This is a genomic window from Pelistega sp. MC2 (genome assembly GCF_900099475.1).
GTDB classification, from domain to species: domain Bacteria; phylum Pseudomonadota; class Gammaproteobacteria; order Burkholderiales; family Burkholderiaceae_B; genus Taylorella; species Taylorella indica.
Window position 1 is genome coordinate 585,604 of the sequence record NZ_LT628275.1, and the last position, 26,069, is coordinate 611,672.

A 26,069-nucleotide genomic window follows, 5' to 3' on the forward strand; every position below is an offset into this window, starting at 1 on the left:
TTGCGTATTAATCAAATCAAATAAATTAAATTAGAGACAATTTATGCGAATTCCTTTTTTCACCCGAAATCTTGTTTTTGTCTTGATACTAGTATTGTGTGTACTTTCCTTCTTTTTACTGTTTGTTGATGCAGGATGGTTGTGGCTTTTTATTCCTAGTTTGGCATTAAGCATTCTTGGTATATATGATATAAAACAAACAAGACATTCAATTCGTCGTAATTATCCTGTGATTGGTAATCTACGTTTTTTATTTGAAAATATTCGTCCTGAAATTCGACAATATTTTATTGAAAGTGATACCGATAATTTACCTTTTTCGAGACTGCAACGATCTATTGTCTATCAACGGGCTAAACAACAAGTGGATAAACGCCCATTTGGTACGATTAAAGATGTTTATGAAAAAGATTACGAATGGATTAACCATTCTATGCATCCTTACCATATCAGCGATACTGACTTTAGAACAACGGTAGGTGGTCCGCAATGTACACAACCTTATAGTATTTCATTATTCAATATTTCAGCGATGAGTTTTGGTGCTTTATCTGCTAATGCTATTTCAGCACTAAATATTGGTGCACAAAGAGGACATTTTGCTCATGATACGGGTGAGGGTGGTATCAGTAAGTATCATATGAAAGGTGGTGATCTAATTTGGAATATTGGCTCAGGTTATTTTGGCTGTCGTAATGATGACGGTCGTTTCAGTGATGAAAAATTTGCTGAAAAAGCTCGTATGCCTAATGTGAAAATGATTGAATTAAAAATTTCACAAGGTGCTAAGCCGGGGCATGGCGGTATTTTACCTGCCGCAAAAGTGACTGCTGAGATTGCAGAAGCTCGAGGTATTCCTATTGGTGTGGATTGTAACTCTCCGCCAACTCATCCAGAATTTGATAATCCAATAGGTATGTTGGAGTTTATCAAACGTATGCGTGATTTATCTGGTGGTAAACCAACTGGTTTTAAGATTTGTGTGGGGCATGCATGGGAGTTTTTTGCGATTGCTAAAGCGATGCTAGAAACAGGTATTTATCCAGACTTTATCGTTGTTGATGGCGCAGAAGGGGGAACGGGTGCGGCACCAGTAGAGTTTACTGATCACGTGGGGACACCGCTACGTGAAGCCTTGCGATTAGTGCATAATACGTTAGTAGGCGTTGGATTAAGAAAGCATATTAAAATTGGTGCAGCAGGTAAAATTACGTCTGCTTTTGATATCGCCCGTATGCTTTCATTAGGGGCGGATTGGTGTAATGCTGGCCGTGGCTATATGTTTGCTGTTGGTTGTATTCAAGCGCAAGTATGTCATACTGACAAATGCCCAGCGGGTGTGGCTACACAAGATCCTAAGCGCCAACGTGGTTTAGATGTAGATAATAAATCCTCTCGCGTTTATAACTATCACAAAAATACGATGCATGCATTAGCCGAATTAGTTGGTGCAGCAGGGTTAAGTCATCCTAATCAGTTGAAAGCGCATCATATTGCGCGACGAATTTCGCCAACAGAGGTTAGATTGCTATCAGCTATTTATCCTGAAATTAAAGAAAACGATTTACTAAAAGGTAATTATACTTTCCGATTATATGAAGTGGCTTGGCCTGCAGCGACAGCTAAATCATTCCAGCCTGAATTGACTACTGAAGCATTAATGGAAAGTTTAAATCAGGTGTATAGACCAGCCAATGCAAGTCCTACAGCGACTGCTTCTGAGCATCTTCAGACTTCAGAAGAAGGGGTTACGGCTAGTTAATGGTTTTGTTTGTTATGAACAAGTTACGGATGGGGAATAGCAAGGATAAGATATCTATTTATCTAGTGATACGCTAAGGCGTAAAGTTCTCCATTACCTTCATAAGATATAATCAATAATAGATAAATCCCTCGGAGTGTTTATACTATCGAGGGATTTATAGTTTTGAAAGGTCAAGAGAAAAATAGTTATTTATTAGCTATTTTTCAGCATTTAAACATTTTTCGGAAAACTGTTCACGTAACTCTGATAAAGGTTTGATGTGATCCTTTGATGTTGACCATAACAGATTGGAGAATGTTTTAAAAGCCTCAAGATATTGTTCTGGAATGGTTGCTTCATCCTCAATATATGTCAATGCGTCAGACACGGGTTTATCTTTCATACGCATATCGTATAGCTTTTGAATCGTATCATTAGCGGCTTCACATGTGAGCTGCTCGTTAGTATCGTTTCCATTATCATCGTCAGATGTTTGAGAAAATGCCTCATCTTTTGACATAGTTTTAGGCTTATTTTGTGCTTCATTATTAATATTGGCATCAGCGGTAATTGCTGGTGTAGAGGTATCAGTGTCTTCCTCAGCGAATAAAGTGGAATCTAATACTTTCCAAGCACCGAAAGTCACGAGCCCTAAAATACCTAGCACCATGAGAACTTTAATAATTGCTTTCATTATTTGTAACCTTAATAATACTTATTCATTAAGTTTACATGGTTAAATAAAAACACGCTAGTGAAATTAAAATTTTTTCATTTACTACTATAGAAAAGTTTGTTTCGTTGTGTCACGTTCAAAGAAAATTCAGTATACTTTTTCATATTACAATAAAAAAGTTTTGTGAGGAGCTAGCGATAATGTTAACTGTTCGTAATGTGATTTTTGTATCACTGATGTCTTTAAGTGTTCTACAGAGTGGAGTGGCATGGTCACTTGCTAAGAAACCATCTAGCCAAGATGTATCAGTACTCAATCAGTCCTCTTCCTCATCTTGCGAAGTAGTGATTGAGAAATTTAATAAAGAGAAGCTAAAGGGACAAATTAATGTTGATCAGTTGGTCGATATTATCCGTTCATTAAATGCTAATAATCAATTACCCAATTATTTTATTACCAAAAAACGTGCCAATGAGTTTGGTTGGAGACCGGGTATGGAGTTTAATAAAATTGATGAGTTAAGAGGTAAATCTATTGGTGGAGATAAGTTTGGTAATTTTGAAAAACGGTTACCTTTAGGTCAATGGCAAGAAGCTGATTTAGATTATAGAGGCAAAAAGCGTAATGCCAAGCGCATAGTTTTTAATCGAGAAGGTGAGCGTTACGTGACAATTGACCATTATGAAAGTTTTTATCAGGTGCCAGCATGCAAATAGAGTTAAAGAATATTCAACGCATAGATGATATTTATACTGCCTTGGATCAAGCTGTTGAGCTTCCAAGTTATTTCTCTAAAAACTTAGATGCTCTATATGATTTTCTCAGTACTGATTTACCAGGCCCTATTACGATTCAGTGGTTTGATGCGACAGAGAGCCGTTACCTATTGGGGAATGAGCTTTTTGAAACATTAATAGATTTATTTACTAGTGTTGAGGAAGAACGAGATGATTTTCGTTTTCTATTAGAGCCAGAATCCGATAGTGTTCAAAACCACAAAGAATGTGGCGATAAGGACATAGAGTAGGTGCTTATAAAAATCTCTAAATATCCTCAGGTAGCCGTCATTTCCTAAGAATACTAAGTTTTTGTTGTTATTTTTTTACAACGAGAATAGCTAATTAAGCTTTTTTTCAACTAATATTAAATATTGAATTGACAAATAAATCAATGCGTTTTATAGTTATATTCTTGTTTTAGCAAGTGGCTCTTTAGCTCAGTCGGTTAGAGCGACGGAATCATAATCCGCAGGTCCCCCGTTCGAATCGGGGAAGAGCCACCAAAAACACTATTAAAATCAAGAATAATAAAATCTTGCTCCACAAAAATAAAAAGGTTTTAACCTAAAAATTTAAAGATTTTACACACTTTTTACACACTTTATTTTGTGTAATCCTTCCTCAATTACCGGATAAATTATACTTGTTTTTATCTAATCCTAGACTATTAGCCGTAGTAATATAACTCCGGCTAGTCTGCTATATGTTTCAACGCATTTACTTCACTTTACTCTCTAATAATTCCCAACGCTCAAATAGTGACATTAGCTGTTCTTCTACTTCACTAATAGCTGATTGAACCTCCAATAATTGAGCGTTGCCGGATTGGTAGAGTTCTGGGGAAGAGAGTTTTTCAGTGAGTTCGGCTTGTTTCGCCTCTAATACAGAAATTTTTTCTGGAATATTCTCTAGTTCTTTGGCTTCCCACGGACTAAGTTTTGACTTACTAGAACTTTTATTACGCTCTGTTTTCTCATTTGGAGTCGTATTGACCAATTTTGTTGCATTGGCATTATCTGAAGATGGTGTTGGTGACGTTAATACAGTACTGTCTATATTACGAGGGCGTTGTTGTAACCAATCTTCATATCCACCCACATAGTCCCGCCATTTACCATTTCCCTCATACGCGATTGTTTGGGTAATGACATTGTCTAAAAAGCTACGATCATGACTAACTAATAATACTGTCCCATCAAAGTTTTGGAGTAACTCTTCAAGTAATTCCAATGTTTCAATATCTAAGTCATTAGTGGGTTCATCCATGACTAAAACATTGGCAGGTCGAGCAAAAAGGCGTGCTAATAGCAAACGTGCTCTTTCACCACCAGAAAGGCTACTCACGGGTGACTGTGCACGAGCAGGAGAGAACAAAAAATCACCAAGGTAACTCATGACATGTTTGCGAGTTTGACCGATTTCAATCCATTCACTACCTGGATTAATGACATCTGTCAGAGGTGCATTTTCATCTAATTGCTCACGCATTTGATCAAAATAGGCAATGTTTAAATTTGTACCTAATTTAACGTCACCTTCATTTGGCTTAATTTCACCTAGAATAATTTTTAATAGTGTAGTTTTACCAGCACCATTGGGTCCTATAAGCCCAATTCTATCTCCACGCATAATAGTAGTAGAGTAGTGGCTGATGATGACTTTGTCGCCAAACGAATGACTAATATCGTTGAGCTCAGCAACCAGTTTACCTGAACGCTCACCAGTATCAATAGCAAAGTTCACATTGCCGATACGTTCTCTACGAGCAGCACGTTCTTTTCGTAATGATTCTAGGCGTTTGACACGTCCTTCATTTCGTGTGCGTCTTGCTTCAACACCTTTGCGAATCCACACTTCTTCTTGTGCAAGAAATTTATCAAAGCGTTCATTTTGTAGCTGCTCAGCAGCTAACCAAGCAGCTTTTTGGGTTTGCCATTGTGAAAAATTACCAGGGAAACTATGCAATATACCACGATCAAGTTCTACAATTCTGGTGGTTACTTCATCTAGAAAGAGTCTATCATGAGTGATAATGAGGCAGGCACAAGAGCTATTGTTGATTAACTCTTCTAGCCATAAAATACCCTCAAAGTCTAAGTGATTGGTGGGTTCGTCAAGTAATAATAAATCAGGGTTTTGTAATATGGCTTGCGCGAGAGCAATACGCTTACGAGTTCCTCCTGATAAGCCCGTGGTTAGATTGTTACCTTGTAGCTTGAGTTTATCCATCATTGCTTGTGCACGAGCGGGTCTTCCCCAGTCTTCTTTTTCAAGATAATCACTTACTAGATTTTCAAAAATAGTTTTGTTTTCATCTAGCTCAGGCTCTTGAATAACAGTTATCACATGGAGTGAACTGATGCGGGCGACTTCTCCATCATCTGCCTGGATGCGACCATCAATAATTTTGAGTAAAGAGGATTTACCCGCACCATTGCGTCCAATTAAACCAATGCGTTCGCCAGCTTGTATGCTGAAATTAGCATGGTCTAGTAAGGCATGGTGTCCAAAGGCCAATTGAATATTGCTTAGAGTAACGAGAGTTTGTTCTGCCATGATAAATTATTTTTGTAATGCCTTAAGTAGTTTTTGACCCGCTCTACCATCTACCGGCATTCCTAGGCGTGCTTGCTCCTGTTTAATAGCTTCTTTGGTTTTTCCTCCGAGTAAGCCATCTACTTCACCAATGTTATATCCTTTATCAATTAGCCGCTGCTGTAGGACTTTGCGCTCTTCTCGAGAAAGACCTAAATCATCAGTAGGCCAAGGGGTAACAAAAGGTTTTTGACCTTTGATGCGATCTGCTAAATGAGCGATAGCTAAGGCATAGCTTTCAGCGGCATTGTAGCTATAGATAACATCAAAATTTTTGAATACAAGAAATGTTGGTCCTTGGCGTCCAGCAGGCATTAATAAGCCAGCTTTTTGGTTAGCATTCACTGTGTCGGTTAGAGGAGAGCCATCCACACGTGTTACGCCTATGCTTTGCCAATAACTGATTGGTTTTTTGTTAGTTCGGCTTTCACCAGCACCAGTGATGTTGGTAGAGAGTTTGACTTCAAACCCCCAAGGCTGCCCGGTCACCCAACCATTTTTCTTCAAATAATTGGCTGTTGAACCTAAAGCATCTACCGAGTTATCAATTAAATCACGGCGTCCATCATTGTCAAAGTCTACGGCTAAACGCTCAAACGTAGTTGGCATAAATTGAGTATGACCAAAGGCACCGGCCCAAGAGCCGTTTAAACGATCAGCAGCAATATCGCCCGACTGGATAATTCTTAATGTAGCAAAGAATTCTTTGCGGAAAAATTCTTGGCGTCTTCCCATGCAGCTTAATGTGCCAAGTGCATTTACAAGAGAATATTTTCCTTGATTTTTACCAAAATTACTTTCAACGCCCCAGACTGCGACCACTACGGCTGGATCTATGCCATACTGTTGGGCAATCCGATTAAGGGTTTTTTGGTGGGTAAGCATTTGTGCTCGCCCATCAGCGACACGCTCCTCATCGACCAAAGACATTATGTAGTCCCAAATAGGTGTACGGAACTCTGGTTGATAATTAAGTTTTTCGAGTAAAGAGGTATCTGGTACTAAATGGCGAGTATTTTCTCTAAAAGTATTGCTAGATACACCTGATCGTATCGCTTGACTCTCAAGTCCTGCTAAACATTGTTGAAATTGGGCATCTTGGGCAAAAACCACTTGAGTTAGCAATGTAGAAAATCCAGAGATTAATAGCGTATTTAAGAATTTCATTGTTCAAAGAAATCAGTAGTAATAAGTAATTCTATCTATTTTAATAGTTTTCATTCGTGGTTATTCTAAAAAAGAATAGAATATGAGATTAATTTTAGCTATCTGTTTCAAATAACGGATAAAATGACGAGTTAACGATAAAGAATTTTTTTGAAGGCTTTTAATAATGAATAGACCACAAACGAAGTTAAAAAATTTAGTATTTGCACTTTCGTTTTCCTTAATGACAGGTTGTGTTTATGCTGATAAAGCAGTAGATGTTGATTCTATCCACAATCCTCAAGCTTCGTCTGTTGTACTTACAAAAGCGGATGCAAAATCAATAGAGAATAATTCTACGGGTAAAAATCAAGATTTCCCACCACTGAAGCCAGAGATTAACTTTGCACGTGCTTCAGTCATTGTTGCTAATGTGCTAACCAGATTTGAATATGACAAAAGACCTCTTGACGTCAAAATGGGTCATGAGGTTTATGATGCTTATTTTAAGGCGCTAGATCCTCAAAAAATGTTTTTTACCTCACAGGATTTAGAGTATTTTAAACCGGGTCAGTCTTTAATTAATCGTTTGCTCTTAGAGGGTGATCTGCGTTTTGCCTTTAATGTTTATAGTCGTTATCGTGAAGTTGCTGATAAACGATATAAATATGCAATTGGGTTATTAGATAAACCGTTTGATTTTACGGTTCAGGAAGAGTTTAATGTAGATCGTCGTAAAACAGCACAATGGCCTAAGACTGATGATGAAGCAAATGATTTATGGCGTCGCCGGGTGAAAAATGATTTCTTACGTCTGAAACTAGCTAATATGGATGACGATAAGATTCGTGAAACATTGCGTAAACGTTATACCAATAATAGAAACCAAATCGTTCGTATGAAAAGTGAAGATGTCGCAGAGATGTTTTTAAATGCTTATACGGATAGTACGGATCCACATACAAGTTATTACAGTCCAACCTCTGCTAAGAATTTTGATGTTCAATTGAGTTTATCAGTAGAGGGTATTGGTGCTGTTTTACAAAAACGTGATGAGTATGGACAAATTCGTGAGGTTGTTGCTGGAGGTCCTGCGGCACGAGGAGGACAGTTGCAACCTGGTGATCGTATTGTAGCGGTGGGTCAAGGTGAAAACGGGCCTATGGAGGATGTCGTTGATCTGCGATTAGATGATATTGTTAAAAAAATTCGTGGTAAGCGAGGTAGCGTAGTTCGTATCGAAGTGATTCCTGCTGACGGTGGGTTAGATGGTAAACATAGAACAATTCGAATTGTTCGTGAAAAAGTTACGATGGAAGACCAAGCTGCGCGCTCAAAAATTTACGAAACTAATGTTGACAATGTTAAACGTAAGATAGGTATTATCACTGTTCCCTCGTTTTATGAGGACTTTGAGGGTAGATCTAAGGGGATCTCAGATTATAAAAGCGTTACTCGTGATGTAAATAAGATTCTTGAAGATTATCATAAACAAAATGTTGAAGCGGTTGTACTCGACCTGCGTGGTAATGGCGGCGGTTCTTTAAATGAAGCAGCTAATTTAAGTGGATTATTTTTAGGCCATCATCAAAATGTTGTACAGGTACGTTCAGCAGATGGTAGTGTTTCAAACGTGGATAGCCAAGTTGAGAAGATCTGGGATAAACCAGTGGTTGTAATTGTTAATCGTATCTCTGCTTCAGCGTCAGAAATTTTTGCCGCAGCAATACAAGATTATGGCCGTGGTCTTGTTGTCGGTGATCCAACATGGGGTAAAGGAACTGTTCAGACGTTCCGTCCATTATCAGATTTCTTAAAAAAACCGGAAGCAGGTGAGTCTCTAGGTGCATTGAAATGGACTATTCAGAAATTTTTCCGTGTTAATGGTAGTTCAACTCAAGTAAAAGGGGTTACACCAGATATCCAATTCCCGTCTGGATTTGATCCAAAAGAACTGGGTGAATCAAGTTATGATAATGCTATGCCGTGGACAAAAATTGAAAAAGCAGAATACAAACCAGCTGGCTGGTTAAGTACTCAGCTAAAAGAGTTAGCTTCAAAGCATGAAAAACGAGTGAAAGCATCAGATAGTTGGCAGTTAATGACCGATGAGACTGACTATGCGTTAAAACTTTCTCAACGTAAAACTTATTCTTTAAACTTAAAACAACGTGAAAATGAACGTAAAAAAATGAACGAAACATATCAAGATTTCGAGAAGCGTCGTAAAGCGTTGGGTGAGAGTGATTTGGCTACATTCAAATTAGATGATGGTTTAGCTATGGGTGAGGGCAATCTCAAAGAAGAATTGGAAGATGAGAAAAAGCGCAAAGAAAATCTTGATACGATTGCCAAAGAGTCTGCCAATATTGCCGCTGACTTAGTTAGCTTACAGCAAAAATAAGGAATGGTGGCTAAGGCTCTGTTATTTGGATCTAATGGGCAATTAGGGAAGACTTTAATTGCTCACTATCAAGAACAGTCAAGTGAATATTCACTTGACTGTTTGCGTTTGGACAAACCCTTAATTAATTATCCTGGACCCTCTGTTACTGATGGTCTGAATATTGCTGATTTAGCACAATTATGCCAAGTATTAAATCAACATCAGCCATCGTTGATTATCAATGCAGCGGCATATACTAATGTAGATAAGGCTGAAATAGATCGTGAGAAGGCCAACGTAGTGAATGCAGAAGCTGTGAAAGTGATGGCAGAGTGGGCAGCACAGAATCATGCCAGGCTCTGTCATTTTTCGACAGATTATGTGATGTCAGGTCTATCTAGAGAGCCGCTGATAGAAAGTTACCCCCATCAGCCCATGAATTATTATGGGTACACTAAATCCTTAGCTGAACAGTATATCCAACAAAGTGGCTGTGAGTTTTTAATTATTCGAACTAGTTGGTTATACAGTCAATATTCTCCTAACTTTGTTTTAACGATGGCTCATCTTTTACGTTACAAGCAACATGTTTTTGTGGTAGATGATCAATGGGGTGTACCAACGAGTGCGACATTTGTAAGTAGATATACCTTACAGTTATTACAGGCACAGCAACAAGGCATTTATCATGTCGTACCGAGTGGTTATACGTCATGGTATGAGTTTGCTTTAAAGATTAGATTGATGATGTCTAAACAATATCCGGAGCTAACATTAGCGAGTATAGAGCCTATTTCTAGTCGTGATTATGCTAAGTTACAGCAAGAAAAATATCAGGTCGCTGAACGTCCACGGTATGCTATTTTGAGTAATACAAAATTGGCCACGCTATTGGCAAAAAAAATACCTGATTGGACGTTAGCATTCGAGAATGAGTTACGATTGTTCAAGTTGTTTTAAAAAGAAAATATCACTTGAATTAATGAATTTAAATAAGGTATGTGATAGGTCTGCATGACCATGTTCTAGCAATCGTTCGTAGGTATAATGCACTGATTTATTCAATACGTCAGCTATGTCTTCTAATTTATCGCTAGTCAAACTCCAAATTTGTGTATTGAGTTGTAGGAAAATACCACCAGTTTGATCTTTACTTAAAGTAGAAGACTTGGGTGGAGCAAAAATATATTTATCTTGATGTTGAAGGGATGTGATTTGTTCAAAAATTGTTTGATCAATAGTCATCCCGGGCTCAATGACAATAATTTGAGTCTTTTGAGGGAAAATATTGTTGACGGCACAAACACCAAAGAACCATGCTAACCCGGCAATATGGCTTAACGTTGTAGATTGAAGAGGGGTGATAGAGTTCGCTAAGGCATTGATTTTATCATCACGCTGATAGGCAGCAATGAAGCTAGTACGATCTAAGAGCTTTTCTTGAAATTCTGCCAATATAGGTTGGGCAGAATACTCGACAATGCCAATTCCACAGAGAGTAGGAAGCGCTTCAATGCTTTTGATTGTTTGTAAGCATTGCTCAGTAGCATGCATAGGAACTGAAGAATCGCTAATTGCTGTTGGAATAATAAATGCCGTGTTCATATATCTAAACATAGTAAAATAGTTCGTTCATTTTACCTTAAAGATGAATGAATAAAAATACAATTGACAATCTTTAATTAGGCTCGTTAGCTTCAGACAGTTTCGTATGCAATATTTATCGTCTTCACAAATCGAACAAATAGAACAATTGACCAGGCAATGGTTGGAAAATATCGTGATTGGTTTAAATTTATGTCCTTTTGCAAAAAGTGTATATATTAAAAATCAGGTAAGAATAGTTATTTATGATGATGACCTAGAAGGATTACCTCAGTTTGTCCAAGAAGAATTATTGTATCTGTATAACACACCTGATACGATTACAGATACAACATTGATAGTATTGCCACAGTTACTCCAAGATTACCTTGCCTTTAATGACTATTTAGGGGTAATGGATTCAGTCCTTGAGTCAATGAATTTAATAGGTATTTTCCAAATAGCTGATTTTCATCCTGATTATCAATTTGCAGGAACACAAAAAGATGATTTAGGAATTATACCAACCGTTCGCCGTATCCTATTTTGCATTTATTACGTGAAAATAGCATTGATAGGGCAGTGGCACAATTCCCTAACCCAGAAACTATCTTCGAGAAAAATATTCAACGATTACAATTAATTGGACGAGAAAAGTGGATGGAGCTGATGCAAATGGAAGGAGAAATTAGTAAAAAATATTCGCAGTTAGCTAAATATGTGTTAGAATAAACACTAAGCTGTATATCTAGTCGACTGACGGATTTCTGGACGCGGGTTCAACTCCCGCCGTCTCCACCAATAGGGTATTGGTACAGTATCTTACTGATGGGGACGTATTGGTTTCGACAGGGGTAAATAGGAAGATTGGCAGCCGGTAGGCGATGACCGTAAATCAAGCAAAACTTATAAATGCAAACGATGAAAGTTACGCATTAGCCGCCTAATAACAGGCCGCTAGGAGTGTGATTCACTTGGCAACAGAACGAATCAAGGCAGCTTCGGCTGCCTTTTTTGTATCTTTTTATCTTAGAGTATTGATAGTATCCCATAGTTCACATGGACTGGTTACTACTTTATCAGCATTCCATTGGCTAATTGTTTTTAAATCAGGGCCATAGCCATAACCGACAGCAATTGTTTTCATACCAGCTGCTTTGCCTGCGATAATATCTCTTTCATCATCACCTACATATATACACTCATGAGGGCTAACTTGTGCTTTTTGTGCGGCTAGTAATAATGGATCAGGATAAGGTTTGGGGCGAGCAGCTGTATCACCACAGATATTGGCAATACTACGGTGAGTTAGACCAAGATAGTCAAAAATAGGAAAAGATAAGTTTTCGGCTTTATTGGTAACAATTCCCCAGCTTATTTGCTGTAATTCTAATGTATCAAGTAATTCCGCAATTCCTTCAAATAGCACCGTTTTATCAGTCATGCAGTCAAAGTAGTCAGCTAAAAATTGCTCTTTGATACTAGGATAGTTAGCATCCTCAGTAGACAAATTCAATGCTGCTTTGAGTAATCCGGGTGATCCTTGTGAGGCATAACCACGCAAACTCTCAAAAGGTAGAGACAGCAGACCTGCACGAATCCGCTGTTTATTGGCAGCTTGTACTAAGTCTTGTGCTGTATCTGCTAAAGTGCCATCAAAATCAAAAAAAACAGTTTTTATCATTTTCTAGTAGAAAGCATATAGTTAACGCTGGTATCGTTAGATAAAAAATACACTTTGCGTAAAGGGTTATATTCTAAACCTTTGAGTTCCTGCAGATAGAGACCGCTTTGTCGAGCAGCACGCATAACTTCACTGGGCTTTAGGAAGCCTTCATAATGGTGGGTGCCTTTAGGAACCATGTTCATAATGTACTCTGCGGCTACGATGGCTAACGCATAAGATTTAGGGTTGCGATTGATGGTTGAAAAGATGACATAACCACCAGGTTTAACTAACTGATAACAAGCATGAATAATGGACGCAGGATTAGGCACATGCTCTAGCATTTCCATACATGTCACTACATCAAATTCTCCAGCATGTTGTGCAGCAAAATCTTCTGCACTAATACATTGGTAATCAACTTTAATACCACTTTCAAGACCATGAAGTTTAGCGACGGTAAGGGATTTTTGGGCAAGATCAATACCAGATACTTGAGCCCCTTTTTTGGCCATGCTTTCGGCAAGAATACCACCACCACAACCAATATCTACAATTCGTAGACCAGTTAAGTTACCACCAACTTGTTCTTCAATCCATTGTAAACGTAAAGGATTGATTTCGTGTAGAGGTTTAAATTCACTGTCGGGATCCCACCATTTAGAAGCAAGTGCACTAAATTTATCAATTTCGGCGGGATTTACATTATTTTCTTGCATAGCATTTGCTCTTTAAGTGTCATTTAATCAATACGAGGATTTTAGCATAAATCGGATAGGCATAAAAAAAGACCCCTTTGATAGGGGTCTTGAGAAACCGAAATAATCTAAAAAAGATTATTGACGTGGAGAACCTACGATTTCGATTTCTACGCGACGGTTTTTAGCGCGACCTTCACGAGTAGCATTGTCAGCTACAGGTTGAGTCTCACCACGACCAGACGCGATGATTTGATCAGCTGGAACACCTTTAGATACCAAATAGTTCTTAACAGCGGCAGCACGACGCTCAGATAAGCGTTGGTTGTATGCATCAGAACCAATTGAGTCAGTATGACCAACAGCGATTAATGATTCTAGGTTAAGTTGTTGAACTTGAGCAGCAACTTGGTCAAGAATGTTACGACCTTCTGGTTTTAAAGTAGCACGGTCAAAGTCGAAGAATGTATCGGCATTGAAAGTTACTTTGTTAGCAGTTACTTCTGGAGCAGCTGGAGCTGCTGCACCACAACCTTGTGCTGCAGTAGCTGGTGTCCAGAAGTTATTACGCCAGCAATGTTCATTTGTACCGTTCATCCAAGTTAGACCGTAAGGGTTAACCCAGTTGTCGATTGTTTGAGCTGAAGCAACGCCAGCAGATGCAGATAAAGCAACGGCGATTGCTAATGCGAATTTAGAGGGCTTGTTCATATTTCTCCTCGATGAGCTAAATAGCTAAAAAATTGACTCGCAGCGATAACGCCGCAGAATGGAAATCAGGGTTAGTATAACAATCCTTTCGGCTTGTTTCAAAACTTTTGTTCATATTCCCTGTGTTCTCTTGTTTATATTAAGTGATTTCTAGGGTTTTTGTTGAGTATTAATGCTAGTTTTTCGAATGAATTTATGAGATTGTGGTTTTTATACCATACTTGTTGTATCATAGCAACAAATGATAAATGAAATGCTAAAGTGATTTCTAGAAGTTGGTTGCTTATGAGTTGATTTTGTTCAAAGCCTAATTAAAGGATTTTAGTTAAATGTTTTTTCTTAAAAGGACAAAAAAATTGTGCATTGCAATTTTTTTGGAGATTCTCAGTAAGGGGGTTAAAGAGGCGTTAGGCTAATTTTTTGATTATCGTAGTCTACCCCCATTATGCTGATGGAACGGTGTTAAAATCGAAAGCTATGACTAATTACCATGTAAAACTCCGTTTTACCATATAGGAATTAATGATAAATGAGTAACTTGGATTCATTTGCAAAAGAAACCTTGCCTATTTCACTAGAAGAAGAAATGCGCCGTAGCTATTTAAGCTATTCCATGAGTGTTATTGTGGGGCGTGCATTGCCTGATGTCCGTGATGGTTTGAAGCCTGTACATCGTCGCGTTCTTTATGCGATGAATGAACTTAACAATAGTTGGAATAGTGCCTACAAAAAATCAGCACGTATTGTGGGTGATGTTATCGGTAAATACCATCCTCATGGTGACCAAGCTGTTTATGACACTATTGTGCGTATGGCACAAGATTTTTCTTTACGCTATATGCTTGTTGATGGCCAAGGTAACTTTGGTTCGGTAGACGGTGATGGTGCTGCAGCAATGCGTTATACCGAGATTCGTTTATCTAAAATTGCTCATCAATTGCTAGAAGATATCGAAGAAGAAACCGTTGATTTTGGACCTAACTACGACGGTAGTGAGCAAGAGCCAAAATTATTACCAACACGTTTACCTAATCTTTTAGTTAATGGTAGTTCTGGTATTGCCGTTGGGATGGCAACTAATATTCCTCCTCATAATTTAGCTGAAGTAATTGATGGGTGTTTATATTGTTTGCGGAATCCTATGTGCACGGTCGATGATTTGATTGAGCTTATTCCAGCACCAGACTTTCCTACAGGTGGCATTATTTATGGTATCCAAGGTGTAAGGGAAGGGTATCGTACTGGACGTGGCCGGGTGGTCATGAGAGCTCGTACGCATTTTGAGGATTTAGAGAAGGTTAACCGTCAAGCTATTATTATTGATGAGTTACCTTATCAAGTAAATAAAACAGCGTTGCAAGTCAAAATTGCTGAATTGGTAAGTGAAAAACGTATTGAAGGTATTGCTGATATACGTGATGAGTCTGACCAAAAAGGTATGCGTGTTGTAATTGAATTGAAACGTGGTGAAGTACCAGAGGTTGTATTAAATAATCTCTTTAAGCATACGCAATTACAAGATACCTTTGGTATGAACTTGGTGGCACTAGTTGATGGTCAGCCTAGATTATTAAACTTAAAACAATTAGTTGAGTATTTCTTAGAGCATCGCCGTGAAGTAGTGACTCGCCGAACTGTTTATCGTCTACGACAAGCGAGAAACCGTGGGCATATTCTAGAGGGTTTAGCGGTAGCTTTAGCTAATATTGATGACTTTATTGCTATTATTCGCTCGTCTGCTAATGTAGATATGGCAAGAGAGCGTTTAATGGAACGTCAATGGGATTCAGCATTGGTGAGAGGTTTACTTGAACGAGTTGATCAAGAAAATACATTAGGTGGCATGATTGCCTTTAAGCCAGAAAATTTAGGTAAAGAGTTTGGTTTACAAGTAACAAGTGGTTTATATCAACTTAGCCGTGAGCAAACAAATGCCATTTTAGCGATGAGTTTGAGTCGCTTAACAGGATTAGAGCAAGATAAAATTATCAATGAATATGAAGAGTCAATGAAAGCCATTTCTGATTTTCTAGATATTTTAGCTAATCCACAACGAGTTACTACAATTATTACAGAAGAGCTTTTACAAATTAAAGCAGAGTTTTCTGACAAAGTTAAGGATGTGCGTCGTTCTTCTATTGATTTACATGGTGGTGATTTAGATACAGAAGATTTGATTACGCCAACAGATATGGTCGTAACTATGTCTAATAGCGGCTATATTAAGAGTCAACCGTTATCTGAATACCGTGCGCAAAAACGTGGTGGCAGGGGTAAACAAGCAACAGCTATGAAAGAGGATGATTGGATTAATCAGCTCTTTATTGCTAATACTCATGACTACTTACTATGCTTCTCTAACCATGGTAGAGTATATTGGTTAAAAGTTTGGGAAGTTCCACAAGGTACACGTAACTCGCGTGGTAAACCAATTGTGAATTTATTTAACTTACAAGAAGGTGAGCGAATTACTGTTGTCTTAGCGGTTAAAGAGTTTTCTGATAATCAATATGTGTTTATGGCAACAGCACAAGGTACTGTTAAGAAAACACCACTATCAGATTTTTCTAATCCACGTAAAGCCGGTATTATTGCAGTGAATTTAGATGAGGGAGATTACCTCATCGGCGCTGAGTTGACTGACGGCAAACATGACGTAATGTTGTTCTCTGATGCAGGAAAAGCAGTTCGCTTTGATGAAAACGATGTGCGTTCGATGGGACGTACGGCTAGAGGTGTCAGAGGGATGAACCTTGAAGAGGGACAATCAGTTATTTCATTATTAGTCGCTGGTGATGAAGAACAAAGTGTCTTGACAGCAACTGAAAATGGTTTCGGTAAGCGTACATCAATTACTGAATACACGCGTCATAGCCGAGGCACAAAAGGTATGATTGCCATTCAAACATCTGAACGCAATGGTAAGGTTGTTGCTGCTGTTCTGGTTGAGCCAAGTGATGAAATTATGTTAATTACTACTGGTGGTGTATTAGTTCGTACCAAAGTCGACCAAATTCGTGAAATGGGCCGTGCCACTCAAGGTGTGACTTTAATCAGGGTTGATGAGGGCACTGTGCTTTCAGGTATTCGTCGAGTAGCTGAATCCGATGCAGATGATGAGACTGATGAAGAGGTGGAGTTGGCATCAAAAGCTGATACTAGCGACCCATCAGCAGAAGAAAATGCTAGTGATATTGATTGATAATGTGGTGTTTTTGGTGTGCAGGTTTTCACAATGAATTGTAATGTATTAAGTTTGTTTGAATTACGCTTGAAAAACTGCACATTAACATTAAAAATGAAGGTTTATTAATAATCAGAAATGGGTGAATATTTTTCACCCATTTTAAATTTAAAGAAGGAATGTCTATGACAGTATGGAATTTTTCTGCTGGTCCATCAAAATTACCTACTGAGGTATTAGAGCAAGCTGCTGCAGAAATGTTGGATTGGCATGGTAGTGGGATGTCTGTGATGGAAATGAGTCATCGCGGAGCAGAATTTACTCAAATTTGTGATGAAGCAGAGGATGACTTGAGAGCGTTATTATCTATTCCTGATGATTATGCTGTCATGTTTATGCAGGGTGGGGCAACGGCTGAAAATGCGATTGTTCCAATGAATCTATTGTGGACAAGAGAGGCGAAAACAGCAGATTACGCGGTGATGGGCAGCTGGTCACAAAAATCATATAAAGAAGCTGTTCGATATGGCGACGTCAATATTGCTGCTTCAAGCCAAGAAGAAAAAGAAATTGATGGAAAAGTATATGGTAAATTTTGTTGGTTTCCCGATTATTCTGACTGGAAAGTGAATCCAGCATCTTCTTATCTCCATATTTGTACTAATGAGACTATTGGTGGTTTAGAGTTATTTGATTTGCCTGATATGCAAGCAATTGGTGCACCTGAGGTACCTCTTGCCTTAGATATGTCGTCTCATTTTTTATCACGTCCGTTTGATGTCACCAAGACTGGTTTAATTTATGCGGGTGCACAAAAAAATGCTGGTCCCGCAGGTGTGACGGTAACTATTGTTAAGCGTGATTTGTTAGGTAAAGCGATGCCACATTGTCCATCAGCCTTTGATTATGCTAATGTGGCGGCAGAAAGGTCTCGTTTTAATACACCACCGACATATAGTATTTATATTTGTGGGTTAGTATTTAAGTGGCTGTTAAAACAAGGTGGTTTAGCGACTATAGAAAAACGTAACCAAGAAAAAGCAGCACTATTGTATGCGGCATTGGATCAAAGTGATTTTTATCACAATAAGATTTATCCTGCAAATCGTTCGCTTATGAATGTACCATTTGTGTTATCCGATGATAATTTAAATACAGAATTTTTAGCACAAGCAAAGCAAAGAGGGCTACTTGGTCTCAAAGGGCATAAATCAGTTGGAGGCATGAGAGCTTCTATTTATAATGCTATGCCTATAGACGGCGTACGTGCGTTAGTTGAATTTTTAAAAGAATTTGAGCAATCACATGGCTAAAACTTTACAAGAAGCATTACTGCCTTTGCGTCAGCGCATTGATGCTGTAGATGAGCAATTATTAACCTTACTCAACGAAAGAGCGCAATTGGCCGTTAGTGTGGGAGAGGTGAAACAGACTTTTGGAGAAACCGAAACCATTTTAAAGCCTGAGAGAGAAGCACAAATTATTCGACGATTACAAGAAGCGAATAAGTCAAAACTTTTCCCTTCTGATGCGGTGGGTGCTGTTTGGACGGAAATTATTTCTGCTTGTAGAGGGTTAGAAAGAGGTTTGGTGGTAGCGTATCTTGGGCCAGAAGGTTCTTTTTCTGAACAAGCAGCATTGGAATATTATGGCCATGCTATTCAAAAATTACCTTGTGTGTCTTTTGATGAAGTATTTAGAGCAGTTGAAACAGGGCGTGCAAATGTTGGGATGGTACCTGTCGAGAACTCCACCGAGGGTGCTGTTAACCGTACTCAAGATTTATTATTGAGTAGTATGTTAAAAGTACATGGTGAAAGAACATTACCAATTCGTCATTGCTTATTACATAAAACGGGAGATTTATCTAAAGTTAATCGTTTATTAGGTCATCCGCAAGCCTTGGCACAGTGTCATCAATGGTTGATGGTGAATTATCCTCATCTAGAGCGTGTGCCAGCAGCAAGTAATTCGGAAGCAGCTAAAATTGCTGCTGAAGATGAATCGTGCTTGGCAATTGCGGGGATGCAAGCTGCTCGTATTTATGGTTTAACTGTTGTCACAGAAGGCATTCAAGATGATGCCAATAACAAAACGCGCTTTTTAGCTATTGGTAAGATTGAGGCGTTACCAAGTGGTAAAGACCAGACAAGTTTAATCTTTGCTGTACCTAACCGCGCAGGTGCTGTCTACGATATGATTTCGCCATTTGCTAAACATGGTGTTTCTATGACTCGTTTTGAGTCTAGACCCGCACGTACAGGGCAATGGGAATATTATTTCTATGTGGATGTTTTAGGCCATCAAAATGATGAGTCAGTTTCGTTAGCGCTTAATGAATTAAAAGAACAATCAGCTTTCTTTAAAATTTTAGGCTCATACCCTATGCAGTAAGCGAGTAGACTAGTGAGAGTGAAAAAAATTAAAACTCTAGGTATTATTGGCGTTGGTTTAATTGGTGGATCTTTTGCATTAGCATTGAAACGCCAAGGACTCGTAGAGAAAGTACTTGGTGCAGGAAAAGATGATAATAGTCTGGGTCTAGCTAAGGCGTTGGGTATTATTGATGAAGTCGTCACAATTGCTGAGATGGCTACGCTTGCTGATGTGATAGTGATAGCAGCGCCTGTTAATGCATTTGAGGGAATCGCTAATGTATTAGCCCCCTTATTGCCTGCCAATACGATAGTTAGTGATGTAGGGAGTACCAAGGCCAAAATTATTGAAATTGCACGCAAGGTTTTTGACAATAAAATTCATCAATTTATACCGGCACATCCTATTGCAGGTTCTCATGCATCGGGACCAACAGCGGCGATTTCTGATTTATTTCAGGATAAAAACGTCATTATTACACCGTTACCAGAGAATTCATCTGAATCGGTAGCATTAATTCAATCTTTATGGGAAAGTTGTGGGGCAACGGTACAGTTATTAAAACAAGCTAAAGACCATGATGATATCTATGCGGCAGTTAGCCATTTTCCCCATTTCTTAGCGGCTTGTTATATGTCATTTATGGAGTCAGATCCTATTCGTAAACAAGCATTGAATATGGGTGGTACTGGTTTTAGAGATTTTACTCGCATTGCGGCAGGTTCTCCGGAAATGTGGCGTGATATTTTTTTAAGTAATCAAGAAGCCATGCTTTCGCAGATGCGAGATTTTGAAAAAGAATTTAATTATTTTAAGCAGTTATTAGAAAATAAAGATGCTGAACAGCTCTATCAATGGCTTTCTGTCGCCGCAAAGGCAAGACAAAATTGGAAAGTCATAAAGAATTAAAGAAGGCGTGAATGAAGGGAGAGGGAAAATGGCTGATGATTATCTAGATTTGAATCAAGTGAATCAGGCAAAAGGAGAGGTGACGTTGCCTGGTTCTAAAAGCATTTCAAATAGAGTATTGCTCTTAGCGGCTTTAGCTGAAGGTAAGACACGTCTGACAGGTGTACTTAAGTCAGATGATACAGATGTAATGCTTGCTGCATTAAAAACGTTAGGAGTTCGTATTGTTCAACTTAATCATGACGAGTATGAAGTTGAGGGGATTAATGCATTTGATCATTCACAATTTCCTCAAACAAAAGCAGATATTTTCTTAGGAAATGCAGGTACGGCTTTTAGACCGCTTACGGCAGCATTGGCAGTGATGGGGGGCGATTATTATTTACATGGTGTTCCTAGAATGCACGAACGTCCTATTAAAGATTTAGTGGAGACGCTTCAAAGCATTGGTTGCAATATTGAATATAAGCTTAATGATGGCTATCCACCCTTACAAATTAATACTTCAAATTTAAACGTTTCTGCTCCAATTGAGATAGAAGGTTCAGTGTCGAGCCAATTCTTAACAGCATTATTATTAGTCTCACCATTAATAACTCGTAAAACCCAACAAGATATCCAAATTAAGGTTAAAGGAGAGTTGATCTCTAAACCTTATATTGCGATTACTTTAAATCTGATGGAGCGTTTTGGCGTAAAAGTTGAAAACAATAATTGGAGTCATTTTATTGTTGCAAAGGATGCTAAATATCAGGCTATTTCCCATCTTGCTGTAGAGGGTGATGCGTCATCAGCATCCTATTTTATGGCATTGGGACTTGTTGGTGGTGGACCTATTCGTATTAATGGTGTAGGTAAATCTAGTATACAAGGCGATATCAAATTTGCTGATGTATTAGTGCATATGGGGGCTGATATTCAACTACAAGATAACAGTATAGAAGTTCGTGGACATAAAGGGCTGTTAAAGGCCTTTGATATGGATTTTAATTTAATCCCAGATGCCGCAATGACAGCGGCAGTGCTTGCATTATATGCTGATGGTCCATGTACTTTACGGAATATTGCTAGTTGGCGAGTCAAAGAAACTGATCGTATTGAGGCAATGCATAAAGAGTTAGAAAAACTAGGCGCAATCGTATCGTCAGGTTCTGATTGGCTACGTATTGAACCACCAAAACACTGGCGTACAGCGAGTATAGATACATATGATGATCATCGTATGGCAATGTGTTTTTCACTGGCGGTATTTGGTCCTGTTGGTGTGCGTATTATGGATCCAAACTGTGTGGCAAAAACATTCCCAACGTATTTTGACGTTTATAAAGGGTTGGTAGCATGAATTTAATTACTATTGATGGCCCAAGTGCTTCTGGTAAAGGCACAATAAGTGCATTAGTGGCAAAAAAACTAGGATGGGCAATTTTAGATTCTGGTGCCTTATATCGTATTAGTGCCTATGCTGTACAGACAAAAGGTATTAATCCAGAAGATGAGGGAGCAGTGGCAGCAGTAGTATCCGATTTGGATATTCAGTTTAAAACGAGTGAAGTTTTTGTAGACGGTGTTGAAGTCAGTGATATTTTGCGCCTAGAGTCTACAGGCAAAATGGCATCAAAAATCGCAACCTATCCAACCTTACGCCAAGCATTATTAGATCGACAACGTAACTTTATCCATGGCGTCGCTGGATTGGTCGCTGACGGTCGCGATATGGGTACGGTGGTATTTCCTCAAGCACCCTTGAAAATTTTCCTTGTGGCTGATGTCAATGAACGCGCCAACCGCCGTTATAAACAATTGGTGGATAAAGGTATTGAAGCGAACTTTGATGAAATTTTGGTAGACCTCAAACGTCGTGATGAACAAGACATGAATAGAGCAGTAGCCCCACTAAAACCAGCAGAGGATGCTGTGGTGATTGATTCTAGTTATATGGGAATTCAAGAAGTGGTGGATAGGGTTCTAGGTGAGTGGGAAAGGGTGAGTTTCTAGTAATAAATTTTCTACAGCAGTTAAGTGCATCAAGGTAAGAGAGTCTTTTTATGAATTAGCTAGGATATAGATGAACGTTATATTATGACTGATTTTGATTAATCAGTTGCTGTAGCAGTATTTTTCGAGCATAGAAAGCACGAGAATTGGAGCCATGTCCACTACCTTTTGTCCGAGGTTGAATATATTGCCCCATTCTTCCACTTAGACAATTCAAGTTCTTATTGTTATTAAGTAAAGCCTCTCTGACTAGATTATAGTCAGCTTTGATGATTTGATAGAGTTCTGTATCTTCATTAATATTCACTTCTATAATATCGTGTACAACACTAGAATCCTGGTAAGTTTGACCTACAATTCTCGTAACAATAACGGCTTTCTTAAGTTTAGATAATAGGTGACTATTTTCAAACTCTTTTTGGCAAATATTGATAGGATCTATCATTGTAATAGCCATAGTTTCTTTGATAGTGAGTCGCCCGTTGCGATATTGAAGAGGAATGGTTTTTAATTCCCATGATCCAAAATTTGGAGCTTGAGCAGAGTTTAACGGTAATTCTAAATAGCGTTCTATTGCATGTCCAGCCCAACCTTTATTGACACGACCATTTTGGTTAATAATAGTAATATCATGTTCATTAGCTAATTCTTGCAACGATTTACCAGTTAAAAGTTTTAGTTTTTCAATGGCTTCTAGTCTTTCCATAAGCTTATTTTTTAAATCTCATATATAAAGTTGTTCAAATCTGAAAGTGTATTTGGTTCTTTAATTAAATAATCGGTAAGTTCATTCTTTGTGTTAAATCCTTTAATTTTTTGTTTATATTGCTCTTGAATCAAAGGGTCTTCGATTTCTATTTTTCTTGCCTGACTAATTTTTAAAAACTCAATTTCTTGTTCAATTCCTATAAAACGACGATTAGCTAAGTTAGCGGCAATTCCAGTTGTTGAGCTACCTGTAAAAGGATCAAGAACCCATGCGCTCGGTTTAGTTGATGCAAGGATCAGGCGTGTAAGGACTGATAATGGCTTTTGAGTAGGATGTTTTCCACAAGATTTTTCCCATGGAGCAATAGCAGGTAAAGTCCAGACATCACGCATTTGTTTATTACCATTGAGTTGTTTCATTAACTCATAGTTATAGTAATGTGGTATTTTTTCGGATTTTCTTGCCCAAATAATTTGTTCGGTAGAATAGGTAAAATAACGACAAGAAAAATTAGGAGGGGGGTTAGTTTTTTCCCAGGTGATGATGTTGAGAATTTTGAACCCTAATTCAGTTAGCACTTGACCCACTGAAAAAATATTATGCATGGTGCCACTAATCCAAATCGTTGCATCATCTTTCATGTTTTTACGGACTAAGCTTAACCATTCTCGATTAAATTGGTTGATAAAATCGAAACCTTGTGATCTATCCCAATTTCCTTTATTGACACTAACAATTTGACCATTTTGTATAGACAAACCATCATTAGATAAAAAATAGGGTGGGTCAGCAAAAACCATATCGAATTTATGATTGAGCTGTGGTAATACCTTCATTGTATCGCCATGAAGAAGATAGAATTTTTTATCTTTTGCTGAGAAATATGGTATTAGCATAGATACGTTAATCATTACCAGTTAGTAATAATTCCTTCGGATTGTAGTTGGCTAATAAAATCAGGAAGAGTAGCTAAGCTATAGACTGATGGAATGAGATTATAGGCTTCTTCTAATTTATTTTTTGCCGTATTCCAACCCTGACCATCCGTAATCCAAATAAATTCAAAGTTTGGATATTGGTTGATTTTAGGGGCAACATCTGAATAAGCACGCGCTACTTCATTAAGCTTTGAACCACCGCTGTTGTAATAGTTGGTCTCAATGAGATAAGTTTTCTTTTGTGTTCTAATGACAAAATCAAATTGTTTAACATCAGCCCCAAGACTAATAATTTCAGGGAATGTGGTATTGCGAACTTCTTTTCTATAAAAAACATTTGCATTATCAAAAAGAAGAGAGACAGATGTGGACATGTTTTTTCCACCTCGATTTTTGCGAGTATTAGTATCTAAGCCTACTTCTATACCAAAAACGTAATCAACAAGGTTTGTAATGGTTCGATCTTTAAAAATACCTGCTAAACCTGTTTCTTCAAGAAATTCAATTATCATATCGGGCGAGGTTAAATAGGAACTAACTTCTACAGCCTGTCCTTGATTGTTGAGGGTTTTCTTCTTTTCTTCACGACGAACAGCAATAAGAATATCTAGCGCCTCAAAACATTTTGGATTACTAGCATATAGATAATGAACCTCCTGGTTTAAGTTTTCTTTTCCTAAGAGGTAGTTTAGTTGATTAAGATGTAATTCAATTTTTTTTACATTCTCTTTAACTTTATCGAAATCGGTAAAGTAGCCAAGGGTTGCATTAGTTTCTGAAAATGTAGAGATAAAAGCAGGGAACTCTTTTTTCATTCCATTGTCTCCATTATTTGATTAGTAATGAGAAGCTCATTAAGTTTTCCTCGTTTTGATGCTTTGGAGTTAATGGCTCTAGTTGCTTCAACTCGTTGAATATGATAGTTACTATATAGATCATCAAAAAAGTTATTTTCGCTATCTGAATTCTTAGGATCCGAGTTACTTAAAATCCATAGATGTCCCAAAGAGTTTAATTTATGGCAAAAATTAGCTAAACGAATTTGTGCATTATCATCAAATTCATCTTTTGCATAAGCATTAAAACTTGAAGTAGTACTCAATGGTTTATATGGGGGATCTAGATAGAATAAATTATTCTTGTCATCAATGCGTGACAGTGTATCCACATAACTACCATTCAGAATTTCTACTTTTTGAAGAGCATTATGTACAGCTAAGAGATTATCTCTATCGCAGATAGTGGGGTTACGATAATCACCCATAGGAACATTAAATCCATTATTACGATTAACACGATAAAGTCCGTTAAAGCACGTCTTATTTAGAAAGATAAATAAAGCAGCATGTTCTATAGCATCTTCTTGGCGAGAGTTATAACGCTCCCGCTGAGCATAATAATATTCTTTTTTAGACTCAGTTTTTTCTAGTAGGATAAATGAGTCTTGGTGTTTTTGTAGACTTTCAATAAGAGGTAGTGGGGTGTGTTTAATAACTTCATAGACATTAGTTAGGTCTGTATTAATGTCATTAATGATAGCTTTTTTGAGATTGGAGAAATTATTAATTATCCAAAATAAAACAGCACCACTACCTACAAATGGTTCGATAAAAGTGAAAGGCTTCTCTGTCAGTGATTGAGGGATAAGCTTGGCAATTTCAGAAATTAATTGTGTCTTACCACCAGCCCATTTCAAAAAGGGCTTTGCTTCTTTGATAGTCGAGTTCATTTGTTCTAGTCGGTTTTAACTTATGTTGGAATTGTAGCAAAAGATTGGTAAATGTACTGTATGTGCTAAAAGCTATGTATGAATAGTCAATAGGTTACTTATATTTTTAGTATTCTTTTTATAACCACTTGAATTGTCAAGTTTTTTTATATAAAATCAACAGTTACCTCTAAAAGAGGGATTGGTCTTTCATTGTCTAAACGTAATAGATGATGGGAGTATTGTTTAACTCCACTGATAATTG

The 26,069-nt window shown here is 37.9% G+C and carries 22 protein-coding genes, 1 tRNA gene, 1 other RNA gene and 1 pseudogene; 14 read left to right on the top strand and 11 right to left on the bottom strand.

The window, feature by feature from the left end; genetic code table 11:
* Positions 1 to 43: 43 nt before the first annotated feature.
* Entirely contained in the window at positions 44 to 1,762 is a 1,719-nt protein-coding gene (locus BQ4443_RS08285; RefSeq protein WP_023951472.1) for an FMN-binding glutamate synthase family protein, read from the top strand.
* Positions 1,763 to 1,961: 199 nt separating this feature from the next.
* Here BQ4443_RS08285 and BQ4443_RS08290 read toward each other — a convergent pair whose 3' ends face one another.
* A complete protein-coding gene (locus BQ4443_RS08290) occupies positions 1,962 to 2,438 on the bottom strand; it encodes a hypothetical protein (RefSeq protein WP_023951474.1) in 477 nt (158 codons plus the stop codon).
* Positions 2,439 to 2,620: 182 nt separating this feature from the next.
* Here BQ4443_RS08290 and BQ4443_RS08295 point away from each other — a divergent pair, with 182 nt between their 5' ends.
* From BQ4443_RS08295 to BQ4443_RS08305, 3 genes are all read left to right on the top strand, one after another.
* Positions 2,621 to 3,136, top strand: a complete 516-nt coding sequence (locus tag BQ4443_RS08295) for a ribonuclease domain-containing protein (protein ID WP_023951477.1) — start codon at positions 2,621 to 2,623, stop codon at positions 3,134 to 3,136.
* Positions 3,127 to 3,447 (top strand): barstar family protein, encoded by a 321-nt coding sequence (locus BQ4443_RS08300; protein WP_023951479.1) that lies wholly within the window; start codon positions 3,127 to 3,129, stop codon positions 3,445 to 3,447. The genes BQ4443_RS08295 and BQ4443_RS08300 overlap by 10 nt, the downstream gene beginning before the upstream one ends.
* Positions 3,448 to 3,625: 178 nt before the next feature.
* Positions 3,626 to 3,702 (top strand) — tRNA-Met (locus BQ4443_RS08305).
* Positions 3,703 to 3,916: 214 nt separating this feature from the next.
* On the opposite strand, the gene BQ4443_RS08310 is transcribed toward BQ4443_RS08305, so the two are convergent.
* Positions 3,917 to 5,755: an ABC-F family ATP-binding cassette domain-containing protein gene (locus BQ4443_RS08310; RefSeq protein ID WP_023950663.1), complete on the bottom strand. Its 1,839-nt coding sequence runs from the start codon at positions 5,753 to 5,755 to the stop codon at positions 3,917 to 3,919.
* 6 nt (positions 5,756 to 5,761) lie between these two features.
* Positions 5,762 to 6,961, bottom strand: a complete 1,200-nt coding sequence (locus tag BQ4443_RS08315) for a lytic murein transglycosylase (protein ID WP_071058555.1) — start codon at positions 6,959 to 6,961, stop codon at positions 5,762 to 5,764.
* A 166-nt stretch (positions 6,962 to 7,127) separates the two neighbouring features.
* On the opposite strand from BQ4443_RS08315, the gene BQ4443_RS08320 reads away from it, so the two are divergent.
* Both BQ4443_RS08320 and rfbD read left to right on the top strand, forming a co-directional pair.
* A complete protein-coding gene (locus BQ4443_RS08320) occupies positions 7,128 to 9,344 on the top strand; it encodes a carboxy terminal-processing peptidase (RefSeq protein WP_256330954.1) in 2,217 nt (738 codons plus the stop codon).
* A 3-nt stretch (positions 9,345 to 9,347) separates the two neighbouring features.
* Complete coding sequence (rfbD, locus tag BQ4443_RS08325) at positions 9,348 to 10,286, top strand: dTDP-4-dehydrorhamnose reductase (RefSeq protein ID WP_023950660.1); 939 nt, start codon at positions 9,348 to 9,350, stop codon at positions 10,284 to 10,286.
* On the opposite strand, the gene BQ4443_RS08330 is transcribed toward rfbD, so the two are convergent.
* Positions 10,263 to 10,931, bottom strand: a complete 669-nt coding sequence (locus BQ4443_RS08330) for a hypothetical protein (RefSeq protein WP_023953235.1) — start codon at positions 10,929 to 10,931, stop codon at positions 10,263 to 10,265. The two genes, rfbD and BQ4443_RS08330, sit on opposite strands and share 24 nt — an antisense overlap.
* 106 nt (positions 10,932 to 11,037) lie before the next feature.
* Here BQ4443_RS08330 and BQ4443_RS08335 point away from each other — a divergent pair.
* Both BQ4443_RS08335 and ssrA read left to right on the top strand, forming a co-directional pair.
* Positions 11,038 to 11,642 (top strand): annotated as a pseudogene (locus BQ4443_RS08335) (DUF1415 domain-containing protein).
* Positions 11,599 to 11,925, top strand: a transfer-messenger RNA (tmRNA) gene (ssrA, locus tag BQ4443_RS08340). The pseudogene BQ4443_RS08335 and the gene ssrA overlap by 44 nt, the downstream one beginning before the upstream one ends.
* A 9-nt stretch (positions 11,926 to 11,934) precedes the next feature.
* On the opposite strand, the gene BQ4443_RS08345 is transcribed toward ssrA, so the two are convergent.
* From BQ4443_RS08345 to ompA, 3 genes are all read right to left on the bottom strand, one after another.
* Positions 11,935 to 12,594 carry an HAD family hydrolase gene (locus BQ4443_RS08345; protein ID WP_071058556.1) on the bottom strand — a complete coding sequence of 220 codons (660 nt, stop codon included), beginning with the start codon at positions 12,592 to 12,594 and terminating at the stop codon, positions 11,935 to 11,937.
* Positions 12,591 to 13,295, bottom strand: a complete 705-nt coding sequence (ubiG, locus tag BQ4443_RS08350; RefSeq protein ID WP_023953229.1) for a bifunctional 2-polyprenyl-6-hydroxyphenol methylase/3-demethylubiquinol 3-O-methyltransferase UbiG — start codon at positions 13,293 to 13,295, stop codon at positions 12,591 to 12,593. Before ubiG ends, BQ4443_RS08345 begins: the two co-directional genes overlap by 4 nt.
* Before the next feature lie 117 nt (positions 13,296 to 13,412).
* Positions 13,413 to 13,985, bottom strand: coding sequence for an outer membrane protein OmpA (gene ompA / locus BQ4443_RS08355; RefSeq protein WP_023953227.1), 573 nt, complete (start codon positions 13,983 to 13,985; stop codon positions 13,413 to 13,415).
* 538 nt (positions 13,986 to 14,523) lie between these two features.
* Here ompA and gyrA point away from each other — a divergent pair.
* The 6 genes from gyrA (at position 14,524) to cmk (ending at position 22,449) form a co-directional block, all read left to right on the top strand.
* A complete protein-coding gene (gyrA, locus tag BQ4443_RS08360) occupies positions 14,524 to 17,187 on the top strand; it encodes a DNA gyrase subunit A (RefSeq protein WP_071058961.1) in 2,664 nt (887 codons plus the stop codon).
* 167 nt (positions 17,188 to 17,354) lie between these two features.
* Positions 17,355 to 18,482 carry a 3-phosphoserine/phosphohydroxythreonine transaminase gene (gene serC / locus BQ4443_RS08365; RefSeq protein WP_143000576.1) on the top strand — a complete coding sequence of 376 codons (1,128 nt, stop codon included), beginning with the start codon at positions 17,355 to 17,357 and terminating at the stop codon, positions 18,480 to 18,482.
* Positions 18,475 to 19,563 (top strand): prephenate dehydratase, encoded by a 1,089-nt coding sequence (gene pheA / locus BQ4443_RS08370; RefSeq protein ID WP_023953223.1) that lies wholly within the window; start codon positions 18,475 to 18,477, stop codon positions 19,561 to 19,563. The genes serC and pheA overlap by 8 nt, the downstream gene beginning before the upstream one ends.
* 18 nt (positions 19,564 to 19,581) lie before the next feature.
* Positions 19,582 to 20,454, top strand: a complete 873-nt coding sequence (locus tag BQ4443_RS08375) for a prephenate dehydrogenase (protein WP_176752461.1) — start codon at positions 19,582 to 19,584, stop codon at positions 20,452 to 20,454.
* Between the two features lie 28 nt (positions 20,455 to 20,482).
* Positions 20,483 to 21,796 (top strand): 3-phosphoshikimate 1-carboxyvinyltransferase, encoded by a 1,314-nt coding sequence (gene aroA, locus BQ4443_RS08380; protein WP_023953221.1) that lies wholly within the window; start codon positions 20,483 to 20,485, stop codon positions 21,794 to 21,796.
* Positions 21,793 to 22,449 carry a (d)CMP kinase gene (gene cmk, locus BQ4443_RS08385; protein WP_071058559.1) on the top strand — a complete coding sequence of 219 codons (657 nt, stop codon included), beginning with the start codon at positions 21,793 to 21,795 and terminating at the stop codon, positions 22,447 to 22,449. Before aroA ends, cmk begins: the two co-directional genes overlap by 4 nt.
* 82 nt (positions 22,450 to 22,531) lie before the next feature.
* Here the strand turns inward: cmk and BQ4443_RS12195 are convergent, their stop codons facing one another.
* The 4 genes from BQ4443_RS12195 to BQ4443_RS08405 are packed head-to-tail and all read right to left on the bottom strand — an operon-like array spanning position 22,532 to position 25,825.
* Complete coding sequence (locus tag BQ4443_RS12195) at positions 22,532 to 23,155, bottom strand: MutH/Sau3AI family endonuclease (RefSeq protein WP_083331899.1); 624 nt, start codon at positions 23,153 to 23,155, stop codon at positions 22,532 to 22,534.
* Between the two features lie 11 nt (positions 23,156 to 23,166).
* A complete protein-coding gene (locus BQ4443_RS08395) occupies positions 23,167 to 24,069 on the bottom strand; it encodes a DNA-methyltransferase (RefSeq protein WP_218118039.1) in 903 nt (300 codons plus the stop codon).
* Positions 24,069 to 24,911: a type II restriction endonuclease gene (locus tag BQ4443_RS08400; protein ID WP_071058560.1), complete on the bottom strand. Its 843-nt coding sequence runs from the start codon at positions 24,909 to 24,911 to the stop codon at positions 24,069 to 24,071. The genes BQ4443_RS08395 and BQ4443_RS08400 overlap by 1 nt, the downstream gene beginning before the upstream one ends.
* A complete protein-coding gene (locus BQ4443_RS08405; protein WP_071058561.1) occupies positions 24,908 to 25,825 on the bottom strand; it encodes a DNA adenine methylase in 918 nt (305 codons plus the stop codon). Before BQ4443_RS08405 ends, BQ4443_RS08400 begins: the two co-directional genes overlap by 4 nt.
* Between the last annotated feature and the right edge of the window lie 244 nt (positions 25,826 to 26,069).